The sequence below is a fragment of the Geodermatophilus sp. SYSU D01186 genome (genome assembly GCF_054050215.1).
Genome location: NZ_JBJGYW010000001.1, coordinates 84,071 through 105,291 on the forward strand (window position 1 = coordinate 84,071; position 21,221 = coordinate 105,291).

Genomic DNA, 21,221 nt, shown 5'->3' on the forward strand with positions numbered 1-21,221 from the left:
TCACCAGGGCCAGCGCTGGCGGCGGCGGAGGGCCAGCGCCCCGCCGACCAGGCCGCCGGAGAGCGCGGCGGCGGCCACCGTCGGGACGCCGATCTTCGCGGCCTTGCGCCCGGTCCGGAAGTCGCGGACGTCCCAGCCACGGGAGCGGGCGACAGCGCGCAGCTCGGTGTCGGGGTTCACGGCGACCGCCGTCCCGACGAGGGTGAGCATCGGCAGGTCGTTGGAGCTGTCGCTGTAGGCGGTGCACCGGGTGAGGTCCAGGCCCTCCCGCTCGGCCAGGGCCCGCACCGCCTCCGCCTTCGCCTCCCCGTGCATCAACTCGCCGACCAGCCGGCCGGTGTACTGCCCGTCGACCACCTCGGCCACGGTGCCCAGGGCGCCGGTGAGGCCCAGCCGGTGGGCGATGATCCGGGCCAGCTCCACGGGGGTGGCGGTGACCAGCCACACGCGCTGACCGGCGTCGAGGTGCTTCTGGGCCAGGACGCGGGTGCCGGCCCAGATCCGGTCGGCCATGAGCTCGTCGTAGATCTCCTCGCTCACCGCGACGATCTCGTCGACCGGGCGGCCCGCGACGAACGCCAGCGCGTTCTCCCGGATGGTGTGCATGTCGTCGGCGCTCTCGTTGCCGGCGACCCGGAACTTGGCCTGCTGCCACACGAACTGGGCGAGGTCACGAGCCCGGAAGTACTTGCGGGCGGCCAGCCCGCGGGCGAACCAGAACAGTGACGCGCCCATCATCATCGTGTTGTCGACGTCGAAGAACGCCGCCGAGGTCAGGTCGGGGACGACCGCCGGCGCCGGCTCGACCTCGGCGGCCGCGGCCGACGCGGCACCGGCGACGTGCGCCCGGGTCTCCTCGTCGGGCATCTCGCCCGCCGTCCGCGCGCGGCGGCCACGGAAGGGGAGTCCCGGCACGACGACCTCCCTGTCGACCCGGTGCGGCCGGCGGGCGGCCGGGCAGCGGGGTGGTGGTGGACCTGGTCCCGAACCCTAGTTGGGCCCCGGTGGGGTCGCCGTCGCGGGTTCAGCAGACGAGGAACGGGATGCAGATCGGCAGCGGCGTGTCGACCAGGGGCGGCGGCGGGGTCCGCGTCGGCACCTGCGGCGGCAGCGAGGGGGTCGCCGGGACGGGCGTGCCGCCGCGGGGCGCCGGCACGGGGACGGTGGGCGCGGCCGGGGCCGGTGCCTCGGCGCTCGGCGGGGCCGAGGGTGTGGCGGAGCCGGCGCCGCCGGGTGCCGCGGGCGCCGACGTGGGGGCCGGGGCGGTCGTGGGGGTCGCGGCGATGCCGGGGTCGGCGGTCCGCCGGGCGCCCCCGGGGGCGGACGGCTGCGGCGTCGGGTCCGCCGGCGGCGCGGCACCGGGTTCCTCGGCCGGGCAGGGTGCGGGCACGGGGCCCAGGACGTCGGTGCCGTCGGTCGCGGCTCCGCCCGGGCAGCCGAGCGCCGTCGCCAGGCCGGTGGCGCGCTCGGTCACCTCGATCAGCAGGTCCGCGGACTCCCGCGCCGCCTCGGCTGCGCCGTCCGGCAGCCGCGGCCGCAGGTCCGTCAGCCCGGCGGCCTGCTCCGCGGCCCAGTCGCCCAGCTCGCGCAGGAGTGCGGCGTCCCCGCCGGCGACCGCCTGGCCGGCCAGCAGGGCGGCGCCCTCGGACGCCTGCGCGTCCATGGTGTCCAGCAGCGCGACCACGACCTGGGGCGACCCGGTGCCGTCCAGCGCGTCCAGCTCCGCCAGCCGGGTGCCGGCGAGCTCCAGCAGGGTGAGCCCGCGGGAGTCCCCGGCCAGGGCCAGCCGGCTCTGCTCCGTGCCGCGCTTGACGCCGTAGAGGACGTCGCCCGGTGCGGCGTCTGCGGCGAGGGCGACCAGGGCGCCGAGGGTGGTCACGGTGAGCGCGGCCCCGGCCAGGCCGGCGGTGAGCCGGGTGCGCCACGGGCGGGTGGCGGCGTCGCCTGCCCGGAACGCCAGTGCCCGCCGCGGCCGGGACGGCGCAGGCTGCGGCGCGCGCACGGCCGCCATCGCCACGAGCCGGTCGCGGGTCGCGGCGCGGAAGGCCGGGTCGGGTGCGTCGTCGAGGCCGGCGGCCAGCGACTGCAGGCGGGAGACAACGGCGTCCTCCCGGTCCCGGACGGCGGCACGCCGGCAGGCCGCGGGCGCGGCGCCGTCGTGCGTGCTCACCTGGGGCCTCCGGGGGATCGGGTGCACGACGGGGTGTCGTGCGTCCACTCCGGCAACGACATCGGCGGGCGGGCCGTTACGGCGTACCGGCGGGCATCCGGGGTGGCGTTCATCGCAGTCCCTCGGGCAGCAGGGCGGCGAGGCGGCGCACCGCGCGGTGCTGGAGTGCCTTGATGGCGCCGTCCTTCTTGCCCATGACGGCCGCGGTCTCCGAGACCGACAGCCCCTGCAGGAAGCGCAGCGAGATGCACTCCTGCTGCTCGCCGCCGAGCTGCCGGATGCAGGCCAGCAGCTGCTCGTTGGTCAGCTGCTGCACGACGGCGTCCTCGGGACCCTCGGTGGCGAGGTCGGCGTCGCGCATGTCCGCGGTGGTGACCTCGAGCCGGAAGCGGCTGCTCTTCACGTGGTCGAGCACGAGGTTGCGGGCGATGGTCACCAGCCAGGCGCCCACGTCGCGGCCCTGGAACGACAGCGAGTCGATGCGCCGCAGCGCCCGGACGAAGGTCTCGCTGGTGAGGTCCTCGGCCAGCGCCTGGTCCCCCACGCGGTGGTACAGATACCGGTACACCATCGTCACGTAGTGGTCGTAGAGCTGCCCGAACGCCTCGGCGTCCCCCTCCTGGGCCCGCCGCACCAGCTGCCAGACGTCGAGCGGCGCCTCGACCTCCGCGGGAGGGGCCGACCGCGGGTACGGGGTGGGCCGCGGTCCGGCGGCGGACGGCCGTTCGTCCACCGGGTGCGGCTGCGGCATGCGGGCGTTCGTCTCCTCGTCGGCCCGCCGAGTCCTCCGGTTCCCGGGTGCGCGCCGGCGGGGCGCGCGGTGCTGCGGGGCAGCGCCCATGGTGACAACATCGTCGCGGCCCGTCCACGCCACCCGGTCACCCGCCGTGTCGTGGCCCTTCCCGCGGGTGGCCATGACCGCTCCACCGGAGGAGATGCGCATGACCGACGTCGGAGCGTCGCTGTCCGATCTCGTGCGGACGGCGGCCCGGGAGCGTCCGGGAGCGCCGGCGGTGGTCGCGGGGGAGGAGCGGCTGACCTGGGCCGAGCTGGACGCCGAGGTGGACCGGGCGGCCGCCGGGTACGCCGACCGTGGCCTCGCACCCGGGGAGCGGGTCGCGGTGCAACTGCCCAACGGGGTGGACTGGCTGCGGGCGGCCCTGGGCGCGCTGCGGGCCGGGCTGCCCGTCGTCCCGGTGAACACCGCCTACACCGACGCGGAACTCGAGTACGTGCTCACCGACTCCGGCGCGTCGCTGCTGGTGGCCGCGCACGAGCGCGCACCGCTGGCGGGGGTCCCCGTCGCGACCGGCCCGCCGTCGGGGGACGGGCCGCCCCCGGACGTGGCCGACGGCGCCACGGCACTGTCCTTCCTGGCCTACACGAGCGGCACCACCGGCCGGCCCCGCGGCGCGATGTTGTCGGCGGCCGCCCTGCGCGCGAACCAGGAGCAGTGCCTGGCGATGCGGCCGGTGCCGGTCCGGCCCGACGACCGGGTCCTGCTCGTGCTGCCGCTGTTCCACGTCTACGGGCTCAACGCCGGCTTCGGGCTGGTCGCGGCGACCGGCGCCTGCGCGGTGCTCATGGAGACGTTCGACCCGGCGGCGGCGCTGGCGCTCATGGCCCGGGAGGAGGTCACCGCCGTCCCGGGTGCCCCGCCGATGTACCAGGCGTGGCTGGCCGCGGCCGACGCGGCGGGCTCCGACGCCGGGCTGCGCCGCGCCTTCGCCGCCGTCCGGATGGCCTCCAGCGGCGCCGCGCCCCTGCCCGCGGAGGTCTGGACGGCGATGCGGGAGCGGGCCGCGGTGACGGTGTGGGAGGGGTACGGCCTGACCGAGGCCTGTCCCGTGGTGGCCAGCACCCTGGCGACCGGGCGGGCGAAGCCGGCCTGCATCGGCGGCCCGCTGCCCGGCGTGGAGGTGCAGTTGCGCGACACCGCCCTCCACGAGACCGGCGGGGACGGCGCGGGTGGCGAGCTCGCCGAGGACGGCCCCGGCGAGATCTGGGTGCGCGGGCCCAACCTGTTCTCCGGGTACTGGCCCGACGGCGCCGACGGGCCCGACGCCGACGGCTGGCTGGCCACCGGTGACCTGGCCTACGCCGACGAGGACGGCGACCTGCACCTGGTGGACCGGCGCAGCGACCTCATCCTGGTCAGCGGCTTCAACGTCTACCCAGCGGAGGTGGAACGCGTGCTCGACACCCACCCGGCGGTCGCCGAGAGTGCCGTCATCGGGGTCCCGGACGCGCGCACCGGCGCCGCCGTGCGCGCCGTGGTGGCGCTGCGGCCCGGCGCCGACGTGACCTTCGAGGAGCTGCGCGACCACGCCGCGGCGTCCCTGGCGCGCTACAAGGTGCCGACGTCGGTGCAGGTCCTCGCGACGCTGCCGCACTCGATGACCGGCAAGGTGAGCCGGGCGCGGTTGCGTGAGCTGGGGCTCACCGAGCCGCAGCCGGCGGGGGCCGGCGATGACTGAGCCGGCGCGGCTGCAGCTGCTCACCCGCCAGGGCTGCCACCTGTGCGAGAACGCGGCGACCACGCTGGAGCAGATCGCCGCGGAGGCCGGGCTGGTCACGACGTCGGTCGACGTGGACGCCGACGCGGAGCTGCAGGCGGAGTTCGGCGACCGGGTGCCCGTGGTGCTGCTCGACGGCCGGGAGCACTCCTACTTCACCGTCGACGTGCCGCGGCTGCGGCGCGACCTCGGGCTGTCCTGACGTCGGCCGCGGGCCGCGGGGCGGTGTGTGCACTCGTCGTGGTCTCGCGCCGCCCGTGACGACGGGGCGTGCGCACACCGCCTGAGCTGCCCCGGGGTCACCCGGGCGGGTCGATCCGGGAGGCGCGGGGTATGGTCTCCACCACAGCAGGCCCCGTCTGCGCTGGAGATGAGCCGTCCACGGCCCCCAGCGACTTTGTTCCTGCGTTCACAAGCGGTTACCGTGGCTGTCGCCGGGCGGCAACCCGCCCGCGTCCCCGATGTCGATCGACCGCTTCCGGCACCCGCCGGACGTACGGGCGCGACTGCTGTGGAGCAGGAACATGACCGAGCTGGCGAGGTCGTGCGGCGACCCAGCTCCCCAGGGCACGGGGTCCACGAGCGCCAGCGAGGAGAGGCCCGTGTCCCACCCGCGGCCCCGGATCCCGGAGGCCACCGTCGCTCGCCTCGCCGTCTACCTGCGGGTCCTCACCGGGCTCGCGGACGGCGGCCGCAGCAACGTCTCCTCGGGTGAGCTGGCCTCCGCGGCCGGCGTCAACCCCGCCGGCCTGCGCAAGGACCTCTCCCACCTGGGCCCCTGCGGCGTCCGCGGCGTCGGCTACGAGGTGGCCACGCTGCGCGACCGCATCGCCCGGGTGCTGGGCGTGGAGCGCTCGCGGGCCTGCGTGCTGGTCGGCATCGGCAACCTGGGCGCCGCGCTGGCCGACTACGCCGGCTTCGGCAGCCGGGGCTTCCGGTTCGTCGGCCTGTTCGACGCCGACCCGGCCCGGGTGGGCCAGGCGGTCGGCGGGCAGCCGGTCCGCCCCATGGAGGAACTCGACGAGGTGGTCGCCGCCGCGGCGGTCACCATCGGGGTCATCGCGACACCGGCCGAGGTCGCCCAGTCGGTCTGCGACCGGCTGACCGCGGCCGGGGTGAGGAGCATCTTGAACTTCGCACCGGTGGCGTTGTCCGCGCCCGCGGGGGTCGACGTCCGTCAGGTCGACCTGTCCGTGGAGCTGCAGGTCCTCGCCTTCCTCGGTCACCAGCGCGGGGCCGCGTCCGTGGAGGTCCTGGCATGAGCCTGCTCGCGGTCGGCGTCAGCCACCAGAACGCGCCCGTCGCGCTGCTAGAGCAGTTCGCGATGGGCACCGACGACACCGTCAAGGCGCTGCACGAGCTGGTCGGCACCGACCACGTCAGCGAGGCGATCGTGCTGGCCACCTGCAACCGCGTCGAGGTCTTCGCCGAGGTCGACCGCTTCCACGGCGGCGTCGCCGAGGTCAGCCGGGTGCTCGCCCGGCAGGCCGGCGCGACGGTCGAGGAGCTCTCGCCGTACGTGACCGTGCACTACGAGGAGCAGGCCGTCACGCACCTGTTCACGGTGGCCGCCGGGCTGGACTCGATGGTCGTCGGCGAGACACAGGTCCTCGGCCAGCTGCGCAACGCCTACGCCCTCGCCCGCGAGCAGGGCACCGTCGGCCGGGCGCTGCACCCGGTGGCCCAGCGGGCCCTCCGGGTGGGCAAGCGGGTGCACTCCGAGACCGGCATCGACCGGGCGGGGGCCTCGCTGGTGTCGGTCTCCCTCGACCGTGCCGAGGACCGGATCGGCGCGCTGGAGGGCCGCTCGGTGCTCGTGGTCGGCGCCGGCTCGATGGGTGCGCTGGCCGCGACCACGCTGGCCCGCCGGGGTGCGGCGGTCACCGTCAGCAGCCGGACCCCCGAGCACGCCCAGCGGCTGGCCACCTCCGTCGAGGGCCGCGCCGCGGACCTGTCGGCGCTGCCCGAGGAGCTCGCCGCCGCCGACGTGCTGGTCACCTGCACCGGCGCGCGCGGGCTCGTCATCGTCACCGACGTCGTGGCCGCGGCGATGGCCCGCCGCCCCGACCGGCCGCTGGTCGTCATCGACCTCGCCCTGCCCCGGGACGTCGACCCCGGCGTCGCGGCGCTGCCCGGCGTGCACGTCGTCGACCTGGCCCTCCTGCAGGGTGAGCGGACGGCGGCCGGCGAGCACCCGGCCGGCCCGGTCGCCGCCGACGACGTCGCCGCGGCGCACGCCCTCATCGACGCCGAGACCGCGCTGCTGCGCGCCGAGCGGCAGGCCGCCGCGGTGGCGCCCACGGTCTCCGCGCTGCGCAGCCAGGCGGCCGAGGTCGTCGCCGCCGAGCTGCTGCGGCTGTCCACCCGCGTGCCGGACCTGGACGCCAGGGCCCGCGCCGAGGTCGCCCGCACGGTGCACCGGGTCGTGGACAAGCTGCTGCACGAGCCGACGGTGCGGGTCAAGGAGTTGGCCAGCGCCCCCGGCGGCGTGGACTACGCCGACGCGCTGCGCGCCCTGTTCGGCCTCGGCATCGACGCCGAGGTCGCCCCGGAGCGGACCAACCTGGCCGAGGCGGTCACCGTCGACCCCGAGGAGCTCGGATCCGGGGGCCTCACGTGACGACCACCACCGGCACCCTCCGGCTCGGCACGAGGGCCAGCCAGCTGGCGACCACCCAGTCCCAGGCCGTCGCCGACGCGATCACCGCGGCCAGCGGCGTCCGCGTCGAGCTGGTGCACATCAGCACCGAGGGGGACCGCTCGTCCGCGGCGATCGCGCAGCTCGGCGGCACGGGCGTGTTCGTGGCGGCGATCCGCCAGGCGCTGCTCGAGGGCGCCGTCGACGTCGCCGTCCACAGCTTCAAGGACCTCCCCACGACCCCCGAGCCCGGGCTGACCGTGGCCGCCGTCCCGACCCGCGAGGACCCGCGCGACGCGCTGGTCGCGCGGGACGGGCTCACGCTCGGCGAGCTGCCGCCCGGGTCCCGGGTCGGCACCGGCGCCCCGCGCCGCGTCGCCCAGATCCGGGCGCTGGGCCTCGGGCTGGAGGTCGTGCCGATCCGCGGCAACGTCGACACGCGCATGGCCCGGGTGCTCGGGCGGGCGGGGGAGAGCGCAGATCTGGACGCCGTCGTGCTCGCCCGCGCCGGGCTGACCCGCCTGGGCCGGCTCGACGCGGTCACCGAGACCCTCGATCCGCTGCAGGTGCTCCCCGCCCCGGCGCAGGGCGCGCTGGCCGTGGAGTGCCGGGCCGACGACGTCCGCACGCGGGAGCTGCTCGGCGCCCTCGACGACGCCGCCACCCGGGCCTGCGTGGTCGCCGAGCGCACCACCCTGGCCGCGCTCGAGGCCGGCTGCAGCGCGCCGGTCGCGGCCTACGCCGAGCTGGCCGAGGGGGAGGACGGCCCCGAGCTGTTCCTCCGCGCCTCGGTGACCGCGCTCGACGGCAGCGACGGCGTCCGCGGCTCGGTCACCGGCCCGCCGGCCGAGGCCGAGCGGCTCGGGCGCGAGCTCGCCGCGGAGCTGATCGACCGGGGCGCCGCCGCCCTCATGGCGGCCTCCAGGTGACCGCGCTCGCGAGGTCACCCCGACGACCCAGCACCCCCACCCCGGCCGGGCAGACCGTCCCGGCCACTCCGACCCCCGCACACCAGCCCTCACGGGCCAGGAACAGGAGCACGCGATGACGCGCTTCCGCAAGCAGCACGGGACGGCCGGCAAGGTCGTCTTCGTCGGCGCCGGCCCGGGCGACCCCGGGATGCTCACCGCCCGGGCGACCGCGGCGCTGCGCGAGGCCTCCACGGTCCTCGTCGACACCGCCGTCCCGGCGGCCATCCACGACGCCGTCCGCGAGGAGCGCCCCGAGCTGGAGCTGACCCCGGCGGTCGGCGAGCCGGCCGAGGTGGCCAAGGCCGCCGTGGCCGCGGCCAAGAACGGCGGCACCGTCGTCCGCCTGGTCGCCGGTGACCCGTTCACCGACGACGCCGTGGTCAAGGAGGTGCTGGCCGTGGGCCGCACCTCGGTGGGCTTCGACGTCGTGCCCGGCGTCGCCCCGGCCACCGCGGTGCCGGCGTTCGCCGGTGTCGCCCTCGGCGGCACCGCGCTGAGCGCGGACCTGCGCGGCGGCGAGGCCGACCTCGCGGCGCTGGCCGCCGCGGCCAAGAGCCTGGACGCGCCGCTGGTCCTGTCCGGCAACGCCGAGGAGCTCCCCGACGCCGCCGCGCGGCTGGTCGAGGGCGGCCTGTCCGGCACCACCCCCGTCGTGGTCACCACCGGCGGCTCGGGCACCGGGCAGAAGAGCGTGGTCGCCAAGCTCGCCGCCGTGGCGGAGAAGACCGCGGGCCTGGACGCCGTCACCGGTCCGGTCGTGGCCACCGTCGGCTCGGCCGTCGACAAGCGGGGCAAGCTCTCCTGGTGGGAGAGCCGGCCGCTGTTCGGCTGGCGGGTGCTGGTGCCGCGCACCAAGGACCAGGCCGGCGAGATGAGCGACCGGCTGCGGGCCTACGGCGCCGTCCCGGTCGAGGTGCCGACGATCGCCGTCGAGCCGCCCCGCAGCCCCGCGCAGATGGACCGCGCCATCAAGGGCCTGGTCACCGGCCGCTACGGCTGGATCGTGTTCACCTCGGTGAACGCGGTCAAGGCGGTGCGGGAGAAGTTCGCCGAGCTCGGCCTCGACGCCCGCGCCTTCGCCGGCGTCAAGGTGGCCTGCGTCGGTGAGCAGACCGCCGAGGCCGTCCGCGCGTTCGGCATCGTGCCGGAACTGCTGCCCACCGGGCCGCAGTCCAGCGAGGGACTGCTGGCCGACTTCCCCGAGTACGACGACGTCCTCGACCCGATCGACCGGGTGCTGCTGCCCCGCGCCGACATCGCGACCGAGACCCTCGCCGCCGGCCTCAAGGAGCGCGGCTGGGAGATCGACGACGTCACCGCCTACCGCACCGTCCGTGCCGCTCCGCCGGCCGCCGCGGTCCGCGAGGCGATCAAGGGTGGCGGCTTCGACGCGGTGTGCTTCACCTCGTCGAGCACGGTGCGCAACCTGGTCGGCATCGCCGGCAAGCCGCACGCCAAGACCGTCGTCGCGGTGATCGGCCCGCAGACGGCCGCGACCGCGCAGGAGTTCGGCCTGCGGGTCGACGTCCAGCCGGAGACCGCCGCCGTGGCCCCGCTGGTCGACGCGCTCGCCGAGTACGCCGAGTCCCTCCGCGAGGCGGAGGACGGGGGCGAGAAGTGAGCGAGCTCGCGAGCTCACCGGTGGAGCCCGCACGCCCGGTCGCGCCGCCGACGAGCGCCGGCGAGGAGGAGGCGTGACCGCCGGGTTCGCCCGGGGGCGCCGGCTGCGGTCGACACCCGCGCTGCGGCGGCTGACCGCCCAGACGCGGCTGGCCCCGGCGGACTTCGTGCTGCCGGTCTTCGTCAAGCAGGGCATCAGCGAGCCGGTGCCGATCCGCTCGATGCCGGGCGTCGTCCAGCACACGCTGGACTCGCTGCGCAAGGCCGCCCACGAGGCGGCCGAGGCCGGCGTCTCGGGGCTGATGCTGTTCGGCATCCCGTCGGAGAAGGACCCGGTCGGGTCCCAGGCCGACGCCGCCGACGGCATCGTCAACGTCGCGCTGCAGCAGCTGCGCGCCGACCTCGGCGACGAGCTGGTGCTCATGGCCGACCTGTGCCTGTGCGAGTACACCGACCACGGGCACTGCGGTGTCGTGACGCCGGCCGGCGTCGTCGACAACGACCCGACCCTCGACCGCTACGCGGCGGTGGCGATCGCCCAGGCCCAGGCCGGCGCCCACCTGGTCGCCCCCAGCGGGATGATGGACGGGCAGGTCGCGGCGATCCGCGCCGGCCTGGACAGCGCCGCCTTCACCGAGGTGCCGATCCTGGCCTACGCCGCCAAGTACGCCTCGGGGTTCTACGGGCCCTTCCGGGAGGCTGCCGAGGGGGCGCCGCAGTTCGGCGACCGCTCGACCTACCAGATGGACCCGCCGAACGTGGACGAGGCGCTGCGCGAGGTGGCGCAGGACCTCGCCGAGGGCGCCGACGCGGTCATGGTCAAGCCCGCCCTGCCCTACCTGGACATCGTCGCCCGCGTCGCCGACTCCGTCGACGTCCCGGTCAGCGCCTACCAGGTCAGCGGCGAGTACGCGATGGTCGAGGCGGCCGCCGCCAACGGCTGGGTCGACCGGCAGCGGGCCGTCCTCGAGACGCTGACCGCCATCCGGCGGGCCGGTGCCGGCACCGTGCTGACCTACTGGGCAGTGGAAGCGGCGCAGTGGTTGTCCCCCACCCGCCCCTAGCGATGACGTACGACGAGCCCGGGGGCTCCTGGCGGCCGTTCTGGCTGGTCGCCGGGGTCCTCGGGCTCCTCGTCGTCCTGGGCCTGGTGCTGCCGGGTCCGGACCTGCCGCCGCCAGCGGCCGCCCTCGGTGCGCTCGCCGTCCTCGGCGTGGTGGCCGCCGGGGTGCTCTCGGCCCGCCGCGCCTGGACGGTCCGGGTGGACGACGAGGCGCTCACCGTCGGCCGGGAGCGCGTCCCGCTGGCCGACGTCGACTCCAGCCACCTGCGCGCGGTCGGTGCGGGGACGGCGGGGGTGGACGCCGGCGCCCCGGTGCTCGGCGGTGGCTGGTCGGTCCCGCGCGGGCGGGCCGGGCTGCCCCTGCGGCTCACCGACGGGCGCACCGTGCTCGTGCCCACCCGCGACCCGGCGGCGCTGACCACCGCGCTGCTCGCCGCCGTCCCGGACACCCCGGACGGCTCCACAGGTTCGAAGGGGACACTGGCGTCGTGACCTCGCTGGACTCCACGCTGTACGACTACGAGGCCCCCGCGTCGGCCGGCCTGTTCGCCCGCGGGCAGCGGGTCACCCCGGGCGGGGTGAACAGCCCCGTGCGCGCCTTCCGCGCCGTGGGCGGCACCCCGCGGTTCATGGCTCAGGGCTCCGGGGCCTACCTCACCGACGCCGACGGACGCCGCTACGTCGACCTGGTCGCCTCCTGGGGCCCGCTGCTGCTCGGCCACGCCCACCCCGCGGTGGTGGAGGCGGTCACCGCCGCCGCCCGCCGGGGCCTGTCCTTCGGGGCGCCGACCGAGGGTGAGCTGGAGCTGGCGGAGGAGATCATCGCCCGCGTGGCGCCGGTCGAGCAGGTCCGGCTGGTCAACTCCGGCACCGAGGCGGTGCTGTCGGCGGTCCGGCTGGCCCGCGGCGTCACCGGCCGCCCGCTGGTGGTCAAGTTCGCCGGCTGCTACCACGGCCACGTCGACGCGCTGCTGGCCTCGGCCGGCTCCGGCGTGGCCACCCTCGGCCTGCCCGACACCCCGGGCGTCACCACGGGCGCGGCCGCCGACACCGTCGTCGTCCCCTACAACGACGTCGCCGCGGTCGAGGCCGTGTTCGCCGAGCGCGGCGACCGGATCGCCGCGGTCATCACCGAGGCCGCCGTCGGCAACATGGGCGTCGTCCCGCCGCTGGACGGGTTCAACGCCGAGCTGCGCCGGATCACCGCCGCGCACGGCGCGCTGCTCATCGTCGACGAGGTCATGACGGGCTTCCGGGTCTCCCGGTCGGGCTGGTACGGCCTGGACCCGGTCGACGCCGACCTGTTCACCTTCGGCAAGGTCATGGGCGGGGGGCTGCCCGCCGCCGCCTTCGGCGGTCGCGCCGACCTCATGCAGCACCTCGCCCCGGCCGGCCCGGTCTACCAGGCGGGCACGCTGTCGGGGAACCCGGTGGCCGTCGCCGCCGGCCTGGCCACCCTGCGCAACTGCACCGACGCGGTCTACGCCCGCTGCGACGGGGTGGCCGCCACCCTGCGCGGGGCGGCCAGCGCGGCGCTGTTCTCCGCGGGTGTGCCGCACCGCGTGCAGCAGGCCGGGTCGATGTTCTCGGTCTTCTTCGTGCCCGACGAGCGGCAGGTCCGCGACTACGACGACGCCCGCTCGCAGGATGCCGCCCGCTACACCGCCTTCTTCCACGCCATGCTCGCCCGCGGGGTGTACCTGCCGCCGTCGGCGTTCGAGGCGTGGTTCGTCAACGCCGCCCTCGACGACGGGGCCGTCGAGCGGGTGCTCGAGGCGCTGCCCGCGGCCGCCCGCGCCGCCGCCGCGGTGGAGCCCGCCGCCGCGCCGGCCGCCGAGGACCCGGCCGAGGTGAGCACCTGATGGCCGAGACGACGGTGGTGCACGTGCTGCGGCACGGCGAGGTGTTCAACCCCGAGAAGGTCCTCTACGGCCGGCTGCCCGGCTACCGGCTGTCGGAGACCGGCGAGGCCATGGCCCAGGCGGCCGCCGAGTGGTTCGCCGAGCGGCGGCCGATCACGCACCTGGTGTCCAGCCCGCTGGAGCGCGCGCAGCAGACCGCCGCGCCGATCGCTGCGGCGCTCGACCTGCCGGTCGCCGTCGACGAGCGGCTGATCGAGGCGGGCAACGCCTTCGAGGGGCTGCGGGTCGGCGTCGGGGACGGCGCGCTGCGCCAGCCCCAGCACTGGTGGAAGCTGCGCAACCCGTTCCGGCCGTCGTGGGGCGAGCCGTACGTGGAGATCGCCGTGCGCATGGTCGCCGCGGTCGAGGCCGCCCGCGACGCCGCCCGCGGGTCGGCCGCGGTCTGCGTCAGCCACCAGCTGCCGATCTGGACGCTGCGCCTGCACCTGGAGGGACGCCGCTACGCGCACGACCCGCGACGGCGGCAGTGCGGCCTGGCCAGCGTCACCTCGCTGGCCTACGAGGGCGACCGGTTCGTGGGGCTGTCCTACGCAGAGCCCGCCGGCGCCACCGACCCCGACGCGGTCCCCGGAGCATGAAGCGGGCGGTCGGCGTCCTGCTGGGCGCGGTGTTCCTCGCGGGCTGCTCCACCGGCTCCTCCGCCGTCGACGTCAACAACGGCGGCCAGTTCCGCTTCGTCGCCGGCACCCCCGCCGGGGAGGTCATCCCCGCGGACGAGCGCGCCGCGGCACCCGACTTCTCCGGCACCCTCCTGGGCGGCGGCGACTTCTCCTCGACCGAGCTGGCCGGCGACATCGCCGTCCTCAACTTCTGGGGCTCGTGGTGCCCGCCCTGCCGGGTGGAGACGCCGCAGTTCCAGGAGGTCTACGCCGACGTCCGCGACCAGGGCATCGCGTTCCTCGGGCTGAACGTCAAGGAGACCAGCGAGCAGTTCGCGCAGGCGTTCGTCGACAGCGAGGGCATCGAGTTCCCCTCGCTGTACGACCCCCGCGGTGAGGTGGCGCTGGCGTTCCGGGACTACCCGGCCAACGCCATCCCGTCCACCATCGTGCTCGACCGCGACGGCCGGGTGGCCGCCGTCTACACCGGTGAGGTCGCCCAGGAGGACCTGCGCGCGGTGCTCGACCGGCTGCTGGCGGAGGAGGGCTGATGGGGGAGACCTTCAGCGGCCTGGTCACCGACGGCCCGCTGCTCGTCGCCGCCGCCGTCGCGGCCCTCGTGGGGCTGGTCAGCTTCGCCTCGCCGTGCGTCCTGCCGCTGGTGCCGGGCTACCTGTCCTACGTCACCGGTCTGGCCGGGGCGGGCGCCACCACCCCCTCGCGATCATGGGGCCGCGACCAGCCCGGGGGCTCCGGCGGTGGTCGGGGCGCCGTGATCGCGGAGAGGGTGGCGGCCGACGATCGCTCCACCCGTGGCCGCATGGTGCTCGGGGCGCTGCTGTTCGTGCTGGGCTTCACCGCGGTCTTCGTCGCGTTCGGCGCGGCGTTCGGCGGGCTGGGCCGGCTGCTGCTCCAGCACGCCGACGTGCTCACGCGCGTCTTCGGGGTGGTCACCATCGTCATGGGGCTGGCCTTCCTCGGCTGGCTGCCGCTCCTGCAGCGCACCGCCCGCCTGTCCGCCCGGCCGGTCGCCGGGCTGGCGGGGGCGCCGCTGCTCGGCGTCGTCTTCGGCCTCGGCTGGACGCCGTGCCTGGGCCCGACGCTCGCCGCGGTCAACTCGCTGGCCTACGTCGAGGCGACCGCCGGCCGCGGCGCGCTCCTCGGCGTCGCCTACTGCCTCGGCCTCGGCGTGCCGTTCGTCCTGGTGGCCCTCGGCGCCCGCTGGGCCCTGGGTGCGACGTCGTTCCTGCGCCGGCACGCCCGCACCGTCACCCGCGTCGGCGGCGCGCTGCTCGTCGTCGTCGGCGTGCTGCTGGTCAGCGGCGCGTGGACGGAGATGATGGGCTGGCTGCGCTCGTGGCTCGCGACCACCGGCTTCGGGGAGTCGGCGCTGTGAGCGTCCAGGCCCCGCCGCGGCCGGACGCCGCGCCGCAGCCGCCTGCCCGCCCCACCGTCGGACGGCGGGCCCTCACCCTCTGGCTGCGCTGGTGGCGCCGGCTCACCGCCATGCGGACGGCGATCATCCTGCTGCTCCTGCTGGCGCTGGCCGCGATCCCGGGGTCCCTGCTGCCCCAGCGCTCGCTGAGCCAGAACAACGTCACCCAGTACTTCGCCGACCACCCCACGCTCGCGCCGTGGCTGGACCGGCTGTACCTGTTCGACGTCTTCAGCTCACCGTGGTTCGCCGCGGTCTACCTGCTGCTGTTCATCTCCCTCATCGGCTGCGTCGTGCCGCGGCTCGTCGAGCACGTCCGGGCGCTGCGCGCGACCCCGCCGCCCGCGCCCCGCCGGCTGCTGCGGCTGCCCGACTCCGGCGAGCTGGCCACCCCGCTGGCCGGGCCGGCCGCCCTCGACGTGGTGGAGGAGGAGCTGCGCGTCGCGCGGTTCCGCGTCGTCCGGCGGGAGACCGGGGCCGGGCCGGAGCTGTCGGCCGAGAAGGGCTTCTGGAAGGAGTCGGGGAACATCCTGTTCCACCTCTCCCTCGTCGCCCTGCTGCTCGGCCTGGCCGGCGGCAAGCTCTGGGGGTACGAGGGCAGCATCCTGGTCACCGAGGGCCAGGGGTTCTGCAACTCCTTCCAGCAGTACGACACCTACTCCGCCGGCCCGCTGGTCGAGGGCGCCGACCTCACCCCGCTGTGCGTGGACCTCGACGACTTCCGCGCCGAGTACGAGGAGGACCTCACCGCCTCCTCCTACACCGCCGACATCACCTACGGCGCGCCCGGCGAGGAGGGCCGGACGACGACGATCGGCGTCAACGACCCGCTGCGCGTCGACGGCGACCGGGTCTACGTGACCGGCCACGGCTACAGCCCCCGGTTCACCGTCACCCTCCCCGGCGGGCAGGTCTTCGAGGGCGTCTCGGCGCCGTTCCTGCCCGCGGACCAGGCGACGATGTCCAGCCAAGGCGCGCTCAAGCTGCCTGACCTCGGCGCCGGCACCGACGACCAGCTCGCGCTCGAGGGCTTCTTCGCCCCCACCGGGGTGCTGCAGGGCGGCATCCTGACCTCGATCGACCCGCGGCCGCTGAACCCCGAGGTCGCGATCATCGCCTACCGCGGCTACCTGGGCCTGGACTCCGGGCTGCCGCAGTCGGTGTACTCGCTGGACCAGAGCCAGATCGAGCGGGGGCGGCTCAGCGAGGCCGGCCGGGCCAACCTCGCCGTCGGGGACTCCCTGGCCCTCGACGACGGCACGGTCATCACCTTCGACGGCTACGCCCAGTTCGCCGCGTTGCAGTTCTCCCACGACCCCGGGCAGCTGTGGGTGCTGGCGTCCGCCATCAGCCTGCTGGTCGGCCTGCTCGCCCTGCTGCTCCTGCGCCGGGAACGCGTCTTCGCCCGCGTCGGGCCCGCGCCAGGTGGCGGCGGTACCGTGCTGACGATCGGCTCGCTGACCCGCGGCGGCGGCGAGAGCGCCACCCGCTTCGCCGAGCTGACCCACCGGCTGCGGACGGCGCTGGACGCGCGGTCCCCCCAGCTCCCCGCCCCGTCGTCCGCCGGGGCCGCACCGGAACCGGAGGCTCCCCCGAGTGACCGTTGACCAGTCGCTGGCCGACCTGTCGGACACCCTGTTCTCCATCGCCGTCGCGCTCTACTCGGTCGCCGTCGTCGCCTTCTCCGCGCAGCTGGCGTTCGGTCGCCGTCCGGCCGCCCGGGAGCTGGTCGGCGCGGGCGTCGGCGCCACCGGGGGAGCGGAGGCCCCCGCCTCTCCGCCGCGCGGCTCGCGATGGGCGTCCATCGGGCTCGGCGTCACCGGTCTCGGGGCCGTCGCGCACGCCGGCGTCCTGGTCACCCGGGGGCTGGCCACCGACCGGCTGCCCTGGGGCAACATGTACGAGTTCGCCACCGCCGTCGTCCTGGTGGGTGTGGTCGCGTTCCTCGTGCTGGCCGTGCGGATCCCGGCCGTGCGCACCATCGGTGCGTTCGTGCTCGCGCCGGTGGTGCTCAGCCTCGTCGCGATCGGGCTGTTCCTGTACGCGGAGGCCGGTCCGCTGGTCGCCGCGCTGCGGTCGAGCTGGCTCGCCGTCCACGTCAGCACCGCGATCATCGGGTTCGGCGTCTTCTTCGTCAGCGGGATCGCCAGCGTCCTGTACCTGCTGCGGGTCCGGCACGACACCCGCGGGGACGACGCCGGCACCTCGGTGCTCTCCCGGCTGCCCGGCGCGGCGACGCTGGACCGGGTCGCCCACCGCACCGCCGTCTTCGGCTTCCCGATCTGGACCTTCGCCGTCATCGCCGGGGCCATCTGGGCCGAGAGCGCGTGGGGCCGCTTCTGGGGCTGGGACCCCAAGGAGACCTGGGCGTTCATCGCCTGGGTGGTCTACGCCGGCTACCTGCACGCCCGGACGACGGCCGGCTGGCGCGGTCGCCCGGCGGCGTGGGTCAACGTGGTGGGCCTGGCCGTGATGGTGTTCAACCTGCTCTACGTGAACATGGTGTCCACCGGGCTGCACAGCTACGCCGGCGTCAGCTGAGCCCTCGGCAGCCCCTCCGTCAGGGGGACACGTTCACCGCTCCGGTGCCCAGCAGCGTGACGAGGGACACCGGCGCGTGCTTCCATGCGCGCATGACGCGAAACTGGGCGGTCCGCCGTGGGTAGGCACTCGGCCGCCGACGGCGCGGCGGTGCACCCGGTCGTCGCCGCGGCGCTGGCCCGGCGTGCGCCGGGGGAGCCGGCCGGGCGGCACGGTGACCTGCGCGCCGACGCGACCGAGAGCGGGCTCGGCTGGCCGGGCGGGTCGACCACGCACGAGGGGCTCGGTTGGCCCGGCGGCATGTCGGCCGACCCGGTCCGTCAGGCCGCGGCGGTCGCGGAGGCCCAGCCCCCGGCGCGCCCCCGCGGCTGGCGCCGCTTCTTCCGGGCGGCCTGACGGAGGACCCCCACCGCTCATCCCGTCCGGGGCACCGCCCGAGCGGGTGGGGAGGACGGGGTCAGCCCTCGGTTCTCGGCCCCGTCCAGGGCACCGCCCGAGCGGGTGGGGAGGACGGGGTCAGCCCTCGGTTCTCGGCCCCGTCCAGGGCACCGCCCCGAGCGTGCGAGGGGTGGGGAGGACGGGGTCCTTTCTCATGCGGGTGAGCCGTCGTCCCGGCGGGTGCGGCGCTCGAGCTCGCGCAGGAACTCCGGGTCGTCGTCGGGCGCCAGCGGAGGGCCGCTGCGCGTCGGCCGCGGCCGAGGCCGCATCGCGGGCCGCACACCCCTCCCCCCGGGCCCACCCGTCGGCGTGGCGCGCAGGACGAGCACCACCACGGCGACCACCAGAACCAGCACCACCAGGAACGCCATGGCGATCTCCCCCTCCACCGAGTCGAGCCCGAGTGCACCCCACAGTACGTCCGCGGCGATACTCGACCGCGGCACTGGAGCGCCGCGGGAGGGGAGAGCGCCATCGACGCCGTCGACCGGCAGCTGATCGACCTGCTCGGCGCGAACGGGCGCGCCAGCTACGCCGAGCTCGCCCGCCAGGTGGGGCTCTCCGCACCGGCCGTGCACGAGCGCGTCGGCAAGCTGGAGGCCGCGGGCGTGATCATGGGCTACCGGGCCGTCGTCGACCCGGCCGCCGTGGGCCTCGACGTGACCGCGCTGATCAGCGTCATCGAGAGCGACGCCGTCGACGACACCGGCATCGAGGACGCGCTGCGCGCCATGCCGGAGGTCGAGGACTGCTGGCGGGTCGCCGGCGCCGAGGGCTACGTGCTCAAGGTCCGCGTGACCGACATCCCGGCACTGGAGGCCACCATCAGCGCGTTGAACAGGATCCGGGGCGTCGCACGCACCCGGACGACCGTCGTCCTGAGTACCAAGTGGGAGGGCCGCCATGGCCGAGAACGCTGAGCCGACGGTGCCGGGGGCGCCGACGGGCGGGCCGGCGGCACCGCCGAAGATCGCACCCTGGCTGGTGATCTACACCGTCGGCCGGTTCGCCATCGCCGCCGCCCTGGTGCTCCTGCTGTGGTGGGTGGGCCTGGACTTCTGGTCCGGCGCGCTGTTCGGGCTGCTGTTGTCGATGCCGGTGTCCTACCTGCTGCTGCGCCCGTCGCGAGAGCGGCTCACCGAGGGGCTGGCCGCCCGCAGCCTGGCCCGGCAGCAGGCCAAGCGGGACGTCCAGGCCCGCCTCGCCGGCGACGACGCCTGACGGAGGACCCGCTGCCCCGCTCGCAGGCTCGCGGCGGGAGCCTGCAGCGGGGCCTCAGCCGCTGAGAGCGAGGCCGGCGCCGAGCAGGACGCCGGTGACCAGTGTGAGCCGCCCGGTGCCGCCGAGGGCGCCGATGAGCGCCGGCCCCCGCCCGCCGGTGAGGACGGTGCGCACCGGCGGCACGGCCAGCGGGACGGCGAGCAGCGCGAGCAGCGCCTCCGGCCGGACGACGCCGATGCCGACCACGACGGCGAAGGCGACGACCGGCAGCGCCGCGAACGTGACGCGGGTGCCGCGGTCGCCCATCAGGACCGCCAGCGTGCGCTTGCCGACGGCGGCGTCGCCCTCGATGTCACGCAGGTTGTTGACCACCAGCAGGGCCACGATCAGCAGGCCGATCGGCACCGACGCGGCGACCGCCAGCCCCTCCACCGAGCGGGTCTGCACGAACGTCGTCCCGACGACGGCGACCAGGCCGAAGAAGACGAAGACGAAGACCTCGCCGAGGGCCCGGTAGCCGTAGGGGAGCGGGCCGCCGGTGTAGGTCCAGGCGGCGACGATGCACACCGCACCCACCGCGACCAGCCACCAGGACGACAGGGCCGCGAGCGCCAGCCCGGCCACCCCCGCGACGGCGAAGGACAGCACCGCCGCGACGAGCACCTGCCGCGCCGTGGCCGCGCCGGAGCCGACCAGCCGCATGGGCCCCACCCGCACGGTGTCGGTGCCGCGCTTGCCGTCGGAGTGGTCGTTGGCGTAGTTGACCGCGACCTGCAGCGCGAGCGCGACCACCAGGGCCAGCAACGCCGGCACCAGCCGGAAGCCGTCGAGCGCCGCGGCCGCGCCGGTGCCCACGAACACCGGGGCGACGGCGGCGGGCAGCGTGCGGGGGCGGGCGCCGGCCAGCCACTGGGCGGGGGTGGCCATCAGCGTGCGCTCCCGGGGTCGATGGAGGCGGCCAGCCCACGACGGTCGGGCTTGCCGGTGTGCAGGGTCGGGACGGCGGCGACGCGGTGCAGCTCCCGGGGTGCGGCCGGTGCGCCGAGCCGCTCGGCGACCCACGGCCGCAGCACGGCCAGCTCGGGCTCGGCTCCCGGCACCGGGACGACGGCGGCGACCACGCGCTGCCCCCACTCGGCGTCGGGGCGGCCGAAGACCACCGCGTCGGCGACCGACGGGTGCTCGCGCAGCGCCGCCTCGACCGCGGCCGGCGCGACGTTGACCCCGCCGGTGATGACGACGTCGTCCAGGCGACCGTGCACGGTGAGCCGGCCGGCCGCGTCGAGGCTCCCGGCGTCGCGGGTGCGGAACCAGCCGTCGGCGAAGGCGGCCGCGGTGCCCTCGGGATCCAGGCGGTAGCCCAGCGCGAGCACCGGACCGGCCAGCTGGATCCCGCCGTCGCTCACCCGCAGGCGGACGCCGTCCAGCGGCCGCCCGTCGTACACGCAGCCGCCGGCGGTCTCGGTCATGCCGTAGGTGGTGACCACGGCGACGCCCTCGTCGCGGGCGCGCGCGAGCAGCGCGGGGTCGGTGGCCGCACCGCCGACGAGGACCCCGGCGAAGGCGCGCAGCGCGTCGGGCTCGGCGTCGAGGTACCGGCGCAGCTGGGTGGGGACCACCGCGGTGTAGCGCCGCTCCTCCGGCATGCGGGCGACCGCGGCGGCCAGCGGCTCACCGGCGGCCAGCACGGTGGGCTCCGAGCCGGCGAGCGCCGACCGGCAGAGCACCTGCAGCCCGGCGATCGCCGACACCGGCAGGGCGAGCAGCCACGCGCCGGGGCCGCCCAGCCGGCGCAGGGTCGCCTCGCCGGAGGCGCGCACCGCGGACGCCGGCAGCAGCACGCCGCGGCCGCTGCCGGTCGATCCCGAGGTGACGACGACGAGGTCGGCGCCCGGCTCGAGCGGCTCCTGCGGGCGCAGCACCCGCTGGGCCGCCTCGACCGCGGTGGGCGGCCCGGCGGGGAGCACGGCCAGCGGGGCGGTGCCGTCGAGGGCGGCTCGGAGGTGGGGCAGCAGCGCCAGGGGATCGGCGGGCGCGGGCACGAGGGTCAGGTGCCGGGCCACGGGTCCTGAGAGTAGGGACCCTCC

The 21,221-nt window shown here is 76.3% G+C and carries 23 protein-coding genes; 17 read left to right on the top strand and 6 right to left on the bottom strand.

Annotated features, from left to right (window positions below; genetic code table 11):
* The 3 genes from ACI784_RS00440 to ACI784_RS00450 form a co-directional block, all read right to left on the bottom strand.
* Positions 1 to 915 (bottom strand): HAD family hydrolase, encoded by a 915-nt coding sequence (locus tag ACI784_RS00440; protein ID WP_456925189.1) that lies wholly within the window; start codon positions 913 to 915, stop codon positions 1 to 3.
* 109 nt (positions 916 to 1,024) lie between these two features.
* Complete coding sequence (locus ACI784_RS00445; protein WP_457012218.1) at positions 1,025 to 2,170, bottom strand: DUF5667 domain-containing protein; 1,146 nt, start codon at positions 2,168 to 2,170, stop codon at positions 1,025 to 1,027.
* A gap of 109 nt (positions 2,171 to 2,279) precedes the next feature.
* A complete protein-coding gene (locus ACI784_RS00450; protein ID WP_456925191.1) occupies positions 2,280 to 2,921 on the bottom strand; it encodes an ECF subfamily RNA polymerase sigma factor, BldN family in 642 nt (213 codons plus the stop codon).
* A gap of 190 nt (positions 2,922 to 3,111) precedes the next feature.
* Between ACI784_RS00450 and ACI784_RS00455 the strand changes: the two genes are divergently transcribed.
* The 15 genes from ACI784_RS00455 to ACI784_RS00525 all read left to right on the top strand — a co-directional run bounded on the left by ACI784_RS00455 (position 3,112) and on the right by ACI784_RS00525 (position 17,871).
* Positions 3,112 to 4,647 (top strand): class I adenylate-forming enzyme family protein, encoded by a 1,536-nt coding sequence (locus ACI784_RS00455; RefSeq protein WP_457012219.1) that lies wholly within the window; start codon positions 3,112 to 3,114, stop codon positions 4,645 to 4,647.
* On the top strand, positions 4,640 to 4,888 hold the full coding sequence (locus tag ACI784_RS00460) for a glutaredoxin family protein (RefSeq protein ID WP_457012220.1): 249 nt from the start codon (positions 4,640 to 4,642) through the stop codon (positions 4,886 to 4,888). The genes ACI784_RS00455 and ACI784_RS00460 overlap by 8 nt, the downstream gene beginning before the upstream one ends.
* Positions 4,889 to 5,288: 400 nt before the next feature.
* Positions 5,289 to 5,948, top strand: a complete 660-nt coding sequence (locus ACI784_RS00465) for a redox-sensing transcriptional repressor Rex (protein ID WP_457012221.1) — start codon at positions 5,289 to 5,291, stop codon at positions 5,946 to 5,948.
* Positions 5,945 to 7,306, top strand: coding sequence for a glutamyl-tRNA reductase (locus ACI784_RS00470; protein WP_457012222.1), 1,362 nt, complete (start codon positions 5,945 to 5,947; stop codon positions 7,304 to 7,306). The genes ACI784_RS00465 and ACI784_RS00470 overlap by 4 nt, the downstream gene beginning before the upstream one ends.
* Positions 7,303 to 8,253, top strand: a complete 951-nt coding sequence (hemC, locus tag ACI784_RS00475) for a hydroxymethylbilane synthase (protein ID WP_456925196.1) — start codon at positions 7,303 to 7,305, stop codon at positions 8,251 to 8,253. The genes ACI784_RS00470 and hemC overlap by 4 nt, the downstream gene beginning before the upstream one ends.
* Before the next feature lie 115 nt (positions 8,254 to 8,368).
* Positions 8,369 to 9,916 carry a uroporphyrinogen-III synthase gene (locus tag ACI784_RS00480; RefSeq protein ID WP_456925197.1) on the top strand — a complete coding sequence of 516 codons (1,548 nt, stop codon included), beginning with the start codon at positions 8,369 to 8,371 and terminating at the stop codon, positions 9,914 to 9,916.
* A 73-nt stretch (positions 9,917 to 9,989) separates the two neighbouring features.
* The gene (hemB, locus tag ACI784_RS00485; RefSeq protein ID WP_456925199.1) at positions 9,990 to 10,979 is read left to right on the top strand and encodes a porphobilinogen synthase; all 990 of its coding nucleotides are present in this window, start codon (positions 9,990 to 9,992) and stop codon (positions 10,977 to 10,979) included.
* A 2-nt stretch (positions 10,980 to 10,981) separates the two neighbouring features.
* Entirely contained in the window at positions 10,982 to 11,470 is a 489-nt protein-coding gene (locus ACI784_RS00490; protein ID WP_456925200.1) for a hypothetical protein, read from the top strand.
* On the top strand, positions 11,467 to 12,840 hold the full coding sequence (gene hemL, locus ACI784_RS00495) for a glutamate-1-semialdehyde 2,1-aminomutase (RefSeq protein ID WP_456925201.1): 1,374 nt from the start codon (positions 11,467 to 11,469) through the stop codon (positions 12,838 to 12,840). The genes ACI784_RS00490 and hemL overlap by 4 nt, the downstream gene beginning before the upstream one ends.
* Positions 12,840 to 13,478: a histidine phosphatase family protein gene (locus tag ACI784_RS00500; RefSeq protein ID WP_457012223.1), complete on the top strand. Its 639-nt coding sequence runs from the start codon at positions 12,840 to 12,842 to the stop codon at positions 13,476 to 13,478. The genes hemL and ACI784_RS00500 overlap by 1 nt, the downstream gene beginning before the upstream one ends.
* Entirely contained in the window at positions 13,475 to 14,050 is a 576-nt protein-coding gene (locus ACI784_RS00505; protein ID WP_457012224.1) for a TlpA family protein disulfide reductase, read from the top strand. The genes ACI784_RS00500 and ACI784_RS00505 overlap by 4 nt, the downstream gene beginning before the upstream one ends.
* Positions 14,050 to 14,895 (top strand): cytochrome c biogenesis CcdA family protein, encoded by an 846-nt coding sequence (locus ACI784_RS00510; protein WP_457012225.1) that lies wholly within the window; start codon positions 14,050 to 14,052, stop codon positions 14,893 to 14,895. The genes ACI784_RS00505 and ACI784_RS00510 overlap by 1 nt, the downstream gene beginning before the upstream one ends.
* Complete coding sequence (gene resB, locus ACI784_RS00515; RefSeq protein WP_457012226.1) at positions 14,892 to 16,541, top strand: cytochrome c biogenesis protein ResB; 1,650 nt, start codon at positions 14,892 to 14,894, stop codon at positions 16,539 to 16,541. Before ACI784_RS00510 ends, resB begins: the two co-directional genes overlap by 4 nt.
* Positions 16,531 to 17,475 (top strand): c-type cytochrome biogenesis protein CcsB, encoded by a 945-nt coding sequence (gene ccsB, locus ACI784_RS00520; RefSeq protein WP_456925206.1) that lies wholly within the window; start codon positions 16,531 to 16,533, stop codon positions 17,473 to 17,475. The genes resB and ccsB overlap by 11 nt, the downstream gene beginning before the upstream one ends.
* Before the next feature lie 117 nt (positions 17,476 to 17,592).
* Positions 17,593 to 17,871 (top strand): hypothetical protein, encoded by a 279-nt coding sequence (locus tag ACI784_RS00525; protein WP_457012227.1) that lies wholly within the window; start codon positions 17,593 to 17,595, stop codon positions 17,869 to 17,871.
* A gap of 194 nt (positions 17,872 to 18,065) precedes the next feature.
* Here ACI784_RS00525 and ACI784_RS00530 read toward each other — a convergent pair whose 3' ends face one another.
* Positions 18,066 to 18,284 (bottom strand): hypothetical protein, encoded by a 219-nt coding sequence (locus tag ACI784_RS00530; RefSeq protein ID WP_457012228.1) that lies wholly within the window; start codon positions 18,282 to 18,284, stop codon positions 18,066 to 18,068.
* Between the two features lie 102 nt (positions 18,285 to 18,386).
* Here ACI784_RS00530 and ACI784_RS00535 point away from each other — a divergent pair, with 102 nt between their 5' ends.
* Positions 18,387 to 18,833, top strand: a complete 447-nt coding sequence (locus tag ACI784_RS00535) for an Lrp/AsnC family transcriptional regulator (RefSeq protein WP_456923036.1) — start codon at positions 18,387 to 18,389, stop codon at positions 18,831 to 18,833.
* Positions 18,817 to 19,134, top strand: coding sequence for a DUF4229 domain-containing protein (locus ACI784_RS00540; RefSeq protein WP_457012229.1), 318 nt, complete (start codon positions 18,817 to 18,819; stop codon positions 19,132 to 19,134). The genes ACI784_RS00535 and ACI784_RS00540 overlap by 17 nt, the downstream gene beginning before the upstream one ends.
* Before the next feature lie 54 nt (positions 19,135 to 19,188).
* Here ACI784_RS00540 and ACI784_RS00545 read toward each other — a convergent pair whose 3' ends face one another.
* Complete coding sequence (locus tag ACI784_RS00545; protein ID WP_456922881.1) at positions 19,189 to 20,061, bottom strand: 1,4-dihydroxy-2-naphthoate polyprenyltransferase; 873 nt, start codon at positions 20,059 to 20,061, stop codon at positions 19,189 to 19,191.
* Positions 20,061 to 21,197, bottom strand: coding sequence for an o-succinylbenzoate--CoA ligase (gene menE / locus ACI784_RS00550; protein ID WP_457012230.1), 1,137 nt, complete (start codon positions 21,195 to 21,197; stop codon positions 20,061 to 20,063). Before menE ends, ACI784_RS00545 begins: the two co-directional genes overlap by 1 nt.
* Positions 21,198 to 21,221: the final 24 nt, after the last annotated feature.

Excerpts from the sequence above, each read along its gene's own strand:
- ACI784_RS00545 (WP_456922881.1), bottom strand. The coding sequence starts at position 20,061 with ATGGCCACCCCCGCCCAGTGGCTGGCCGGCGCCCGCCCCCGCACGCTG.
- ACI784_RS00510 (WP_457012225.1), top strand. The coding sequence starts at position 14,050 with ATGGGGGAGACCTTCAGCGGCCTGGTCACCGACGGCCCGCTGCTCGTC.
- ACI784_RS00480 (WP_456925197.1), top strand. The coding sequence starts at position 8,369 with ATGACGCGCTTCCGCAAGCAGCACGGGACGGCCGGCAAGGTCGTCTTC.
- ACI784_RS00460 (WP_457012220.1), top strand. The coding sequence starts at position 4,640 with ATGACTGAGCCGGCGCGGCTGCAGCTGCTCACCCGCCAGGGCTGCCAC.
- ACI784_RS00455 (WP_457012219.1), top strand. The coding sequence starts at position 3,112 with ATGACCGACGTCGGAGCGTCGCTGTCCGATCTCGTGCGGACGGCGGCC.
- ACI784_RS00490 (WP_456925200.1), top strand. The coding sequence starts at position 10,982 with ATGACGTACGACGAGCCCGGGGGCTCCTGGCGGCCGTTCTGGCTGGTC.
- ACI784_RS00530 (WP_457012228.1), bottom strand. The coding sequence starts at position 18,284 with ATGGCGTTCCTGGTGGTGCTGGTTCTGGTGGTCGCCGTGGTGGTGCTC.
- ACI784_RS00500 (WP_457012223.1), top strand. The coding sequence starts at position 12,840 with ATGGCCGAGACGACGGTGGTGCACGTGCTGCGGCACGGCGAGGTGTTC.
- ACI784_RS00450 (WP_456925191.1), bottom strand. The coding sequence starts at position 2,921 with ATGCCGCAGCCGCACCCGGTGGACGAACGGCCGTCCGCCGCCGGACCG.
- ACI784_RS00505 (WP_457012224.1), top strand. The coding sequence starts at position 13,475 with ATGAAGCGGGCGGTCGGCGTCCTGCTGGGCGCGGTGTTCCTCGCGGGC.
- ACI784_RS00540 (WP_457012229.1), top strand. The coding sequence starts at position 18,817 with ATGGCCGAGAACGCTGAGCCGACGGTGCCGGGGGCGCCGACGGGCGGG.
- ACI784_RS00470 (WP_457012222.1), top strand. The coding sequence starts at position 5,945 with ATGAGCCTGCTCGCGGTCGGCGTCAGCCACCAGAACGCGCCCGTCGCG.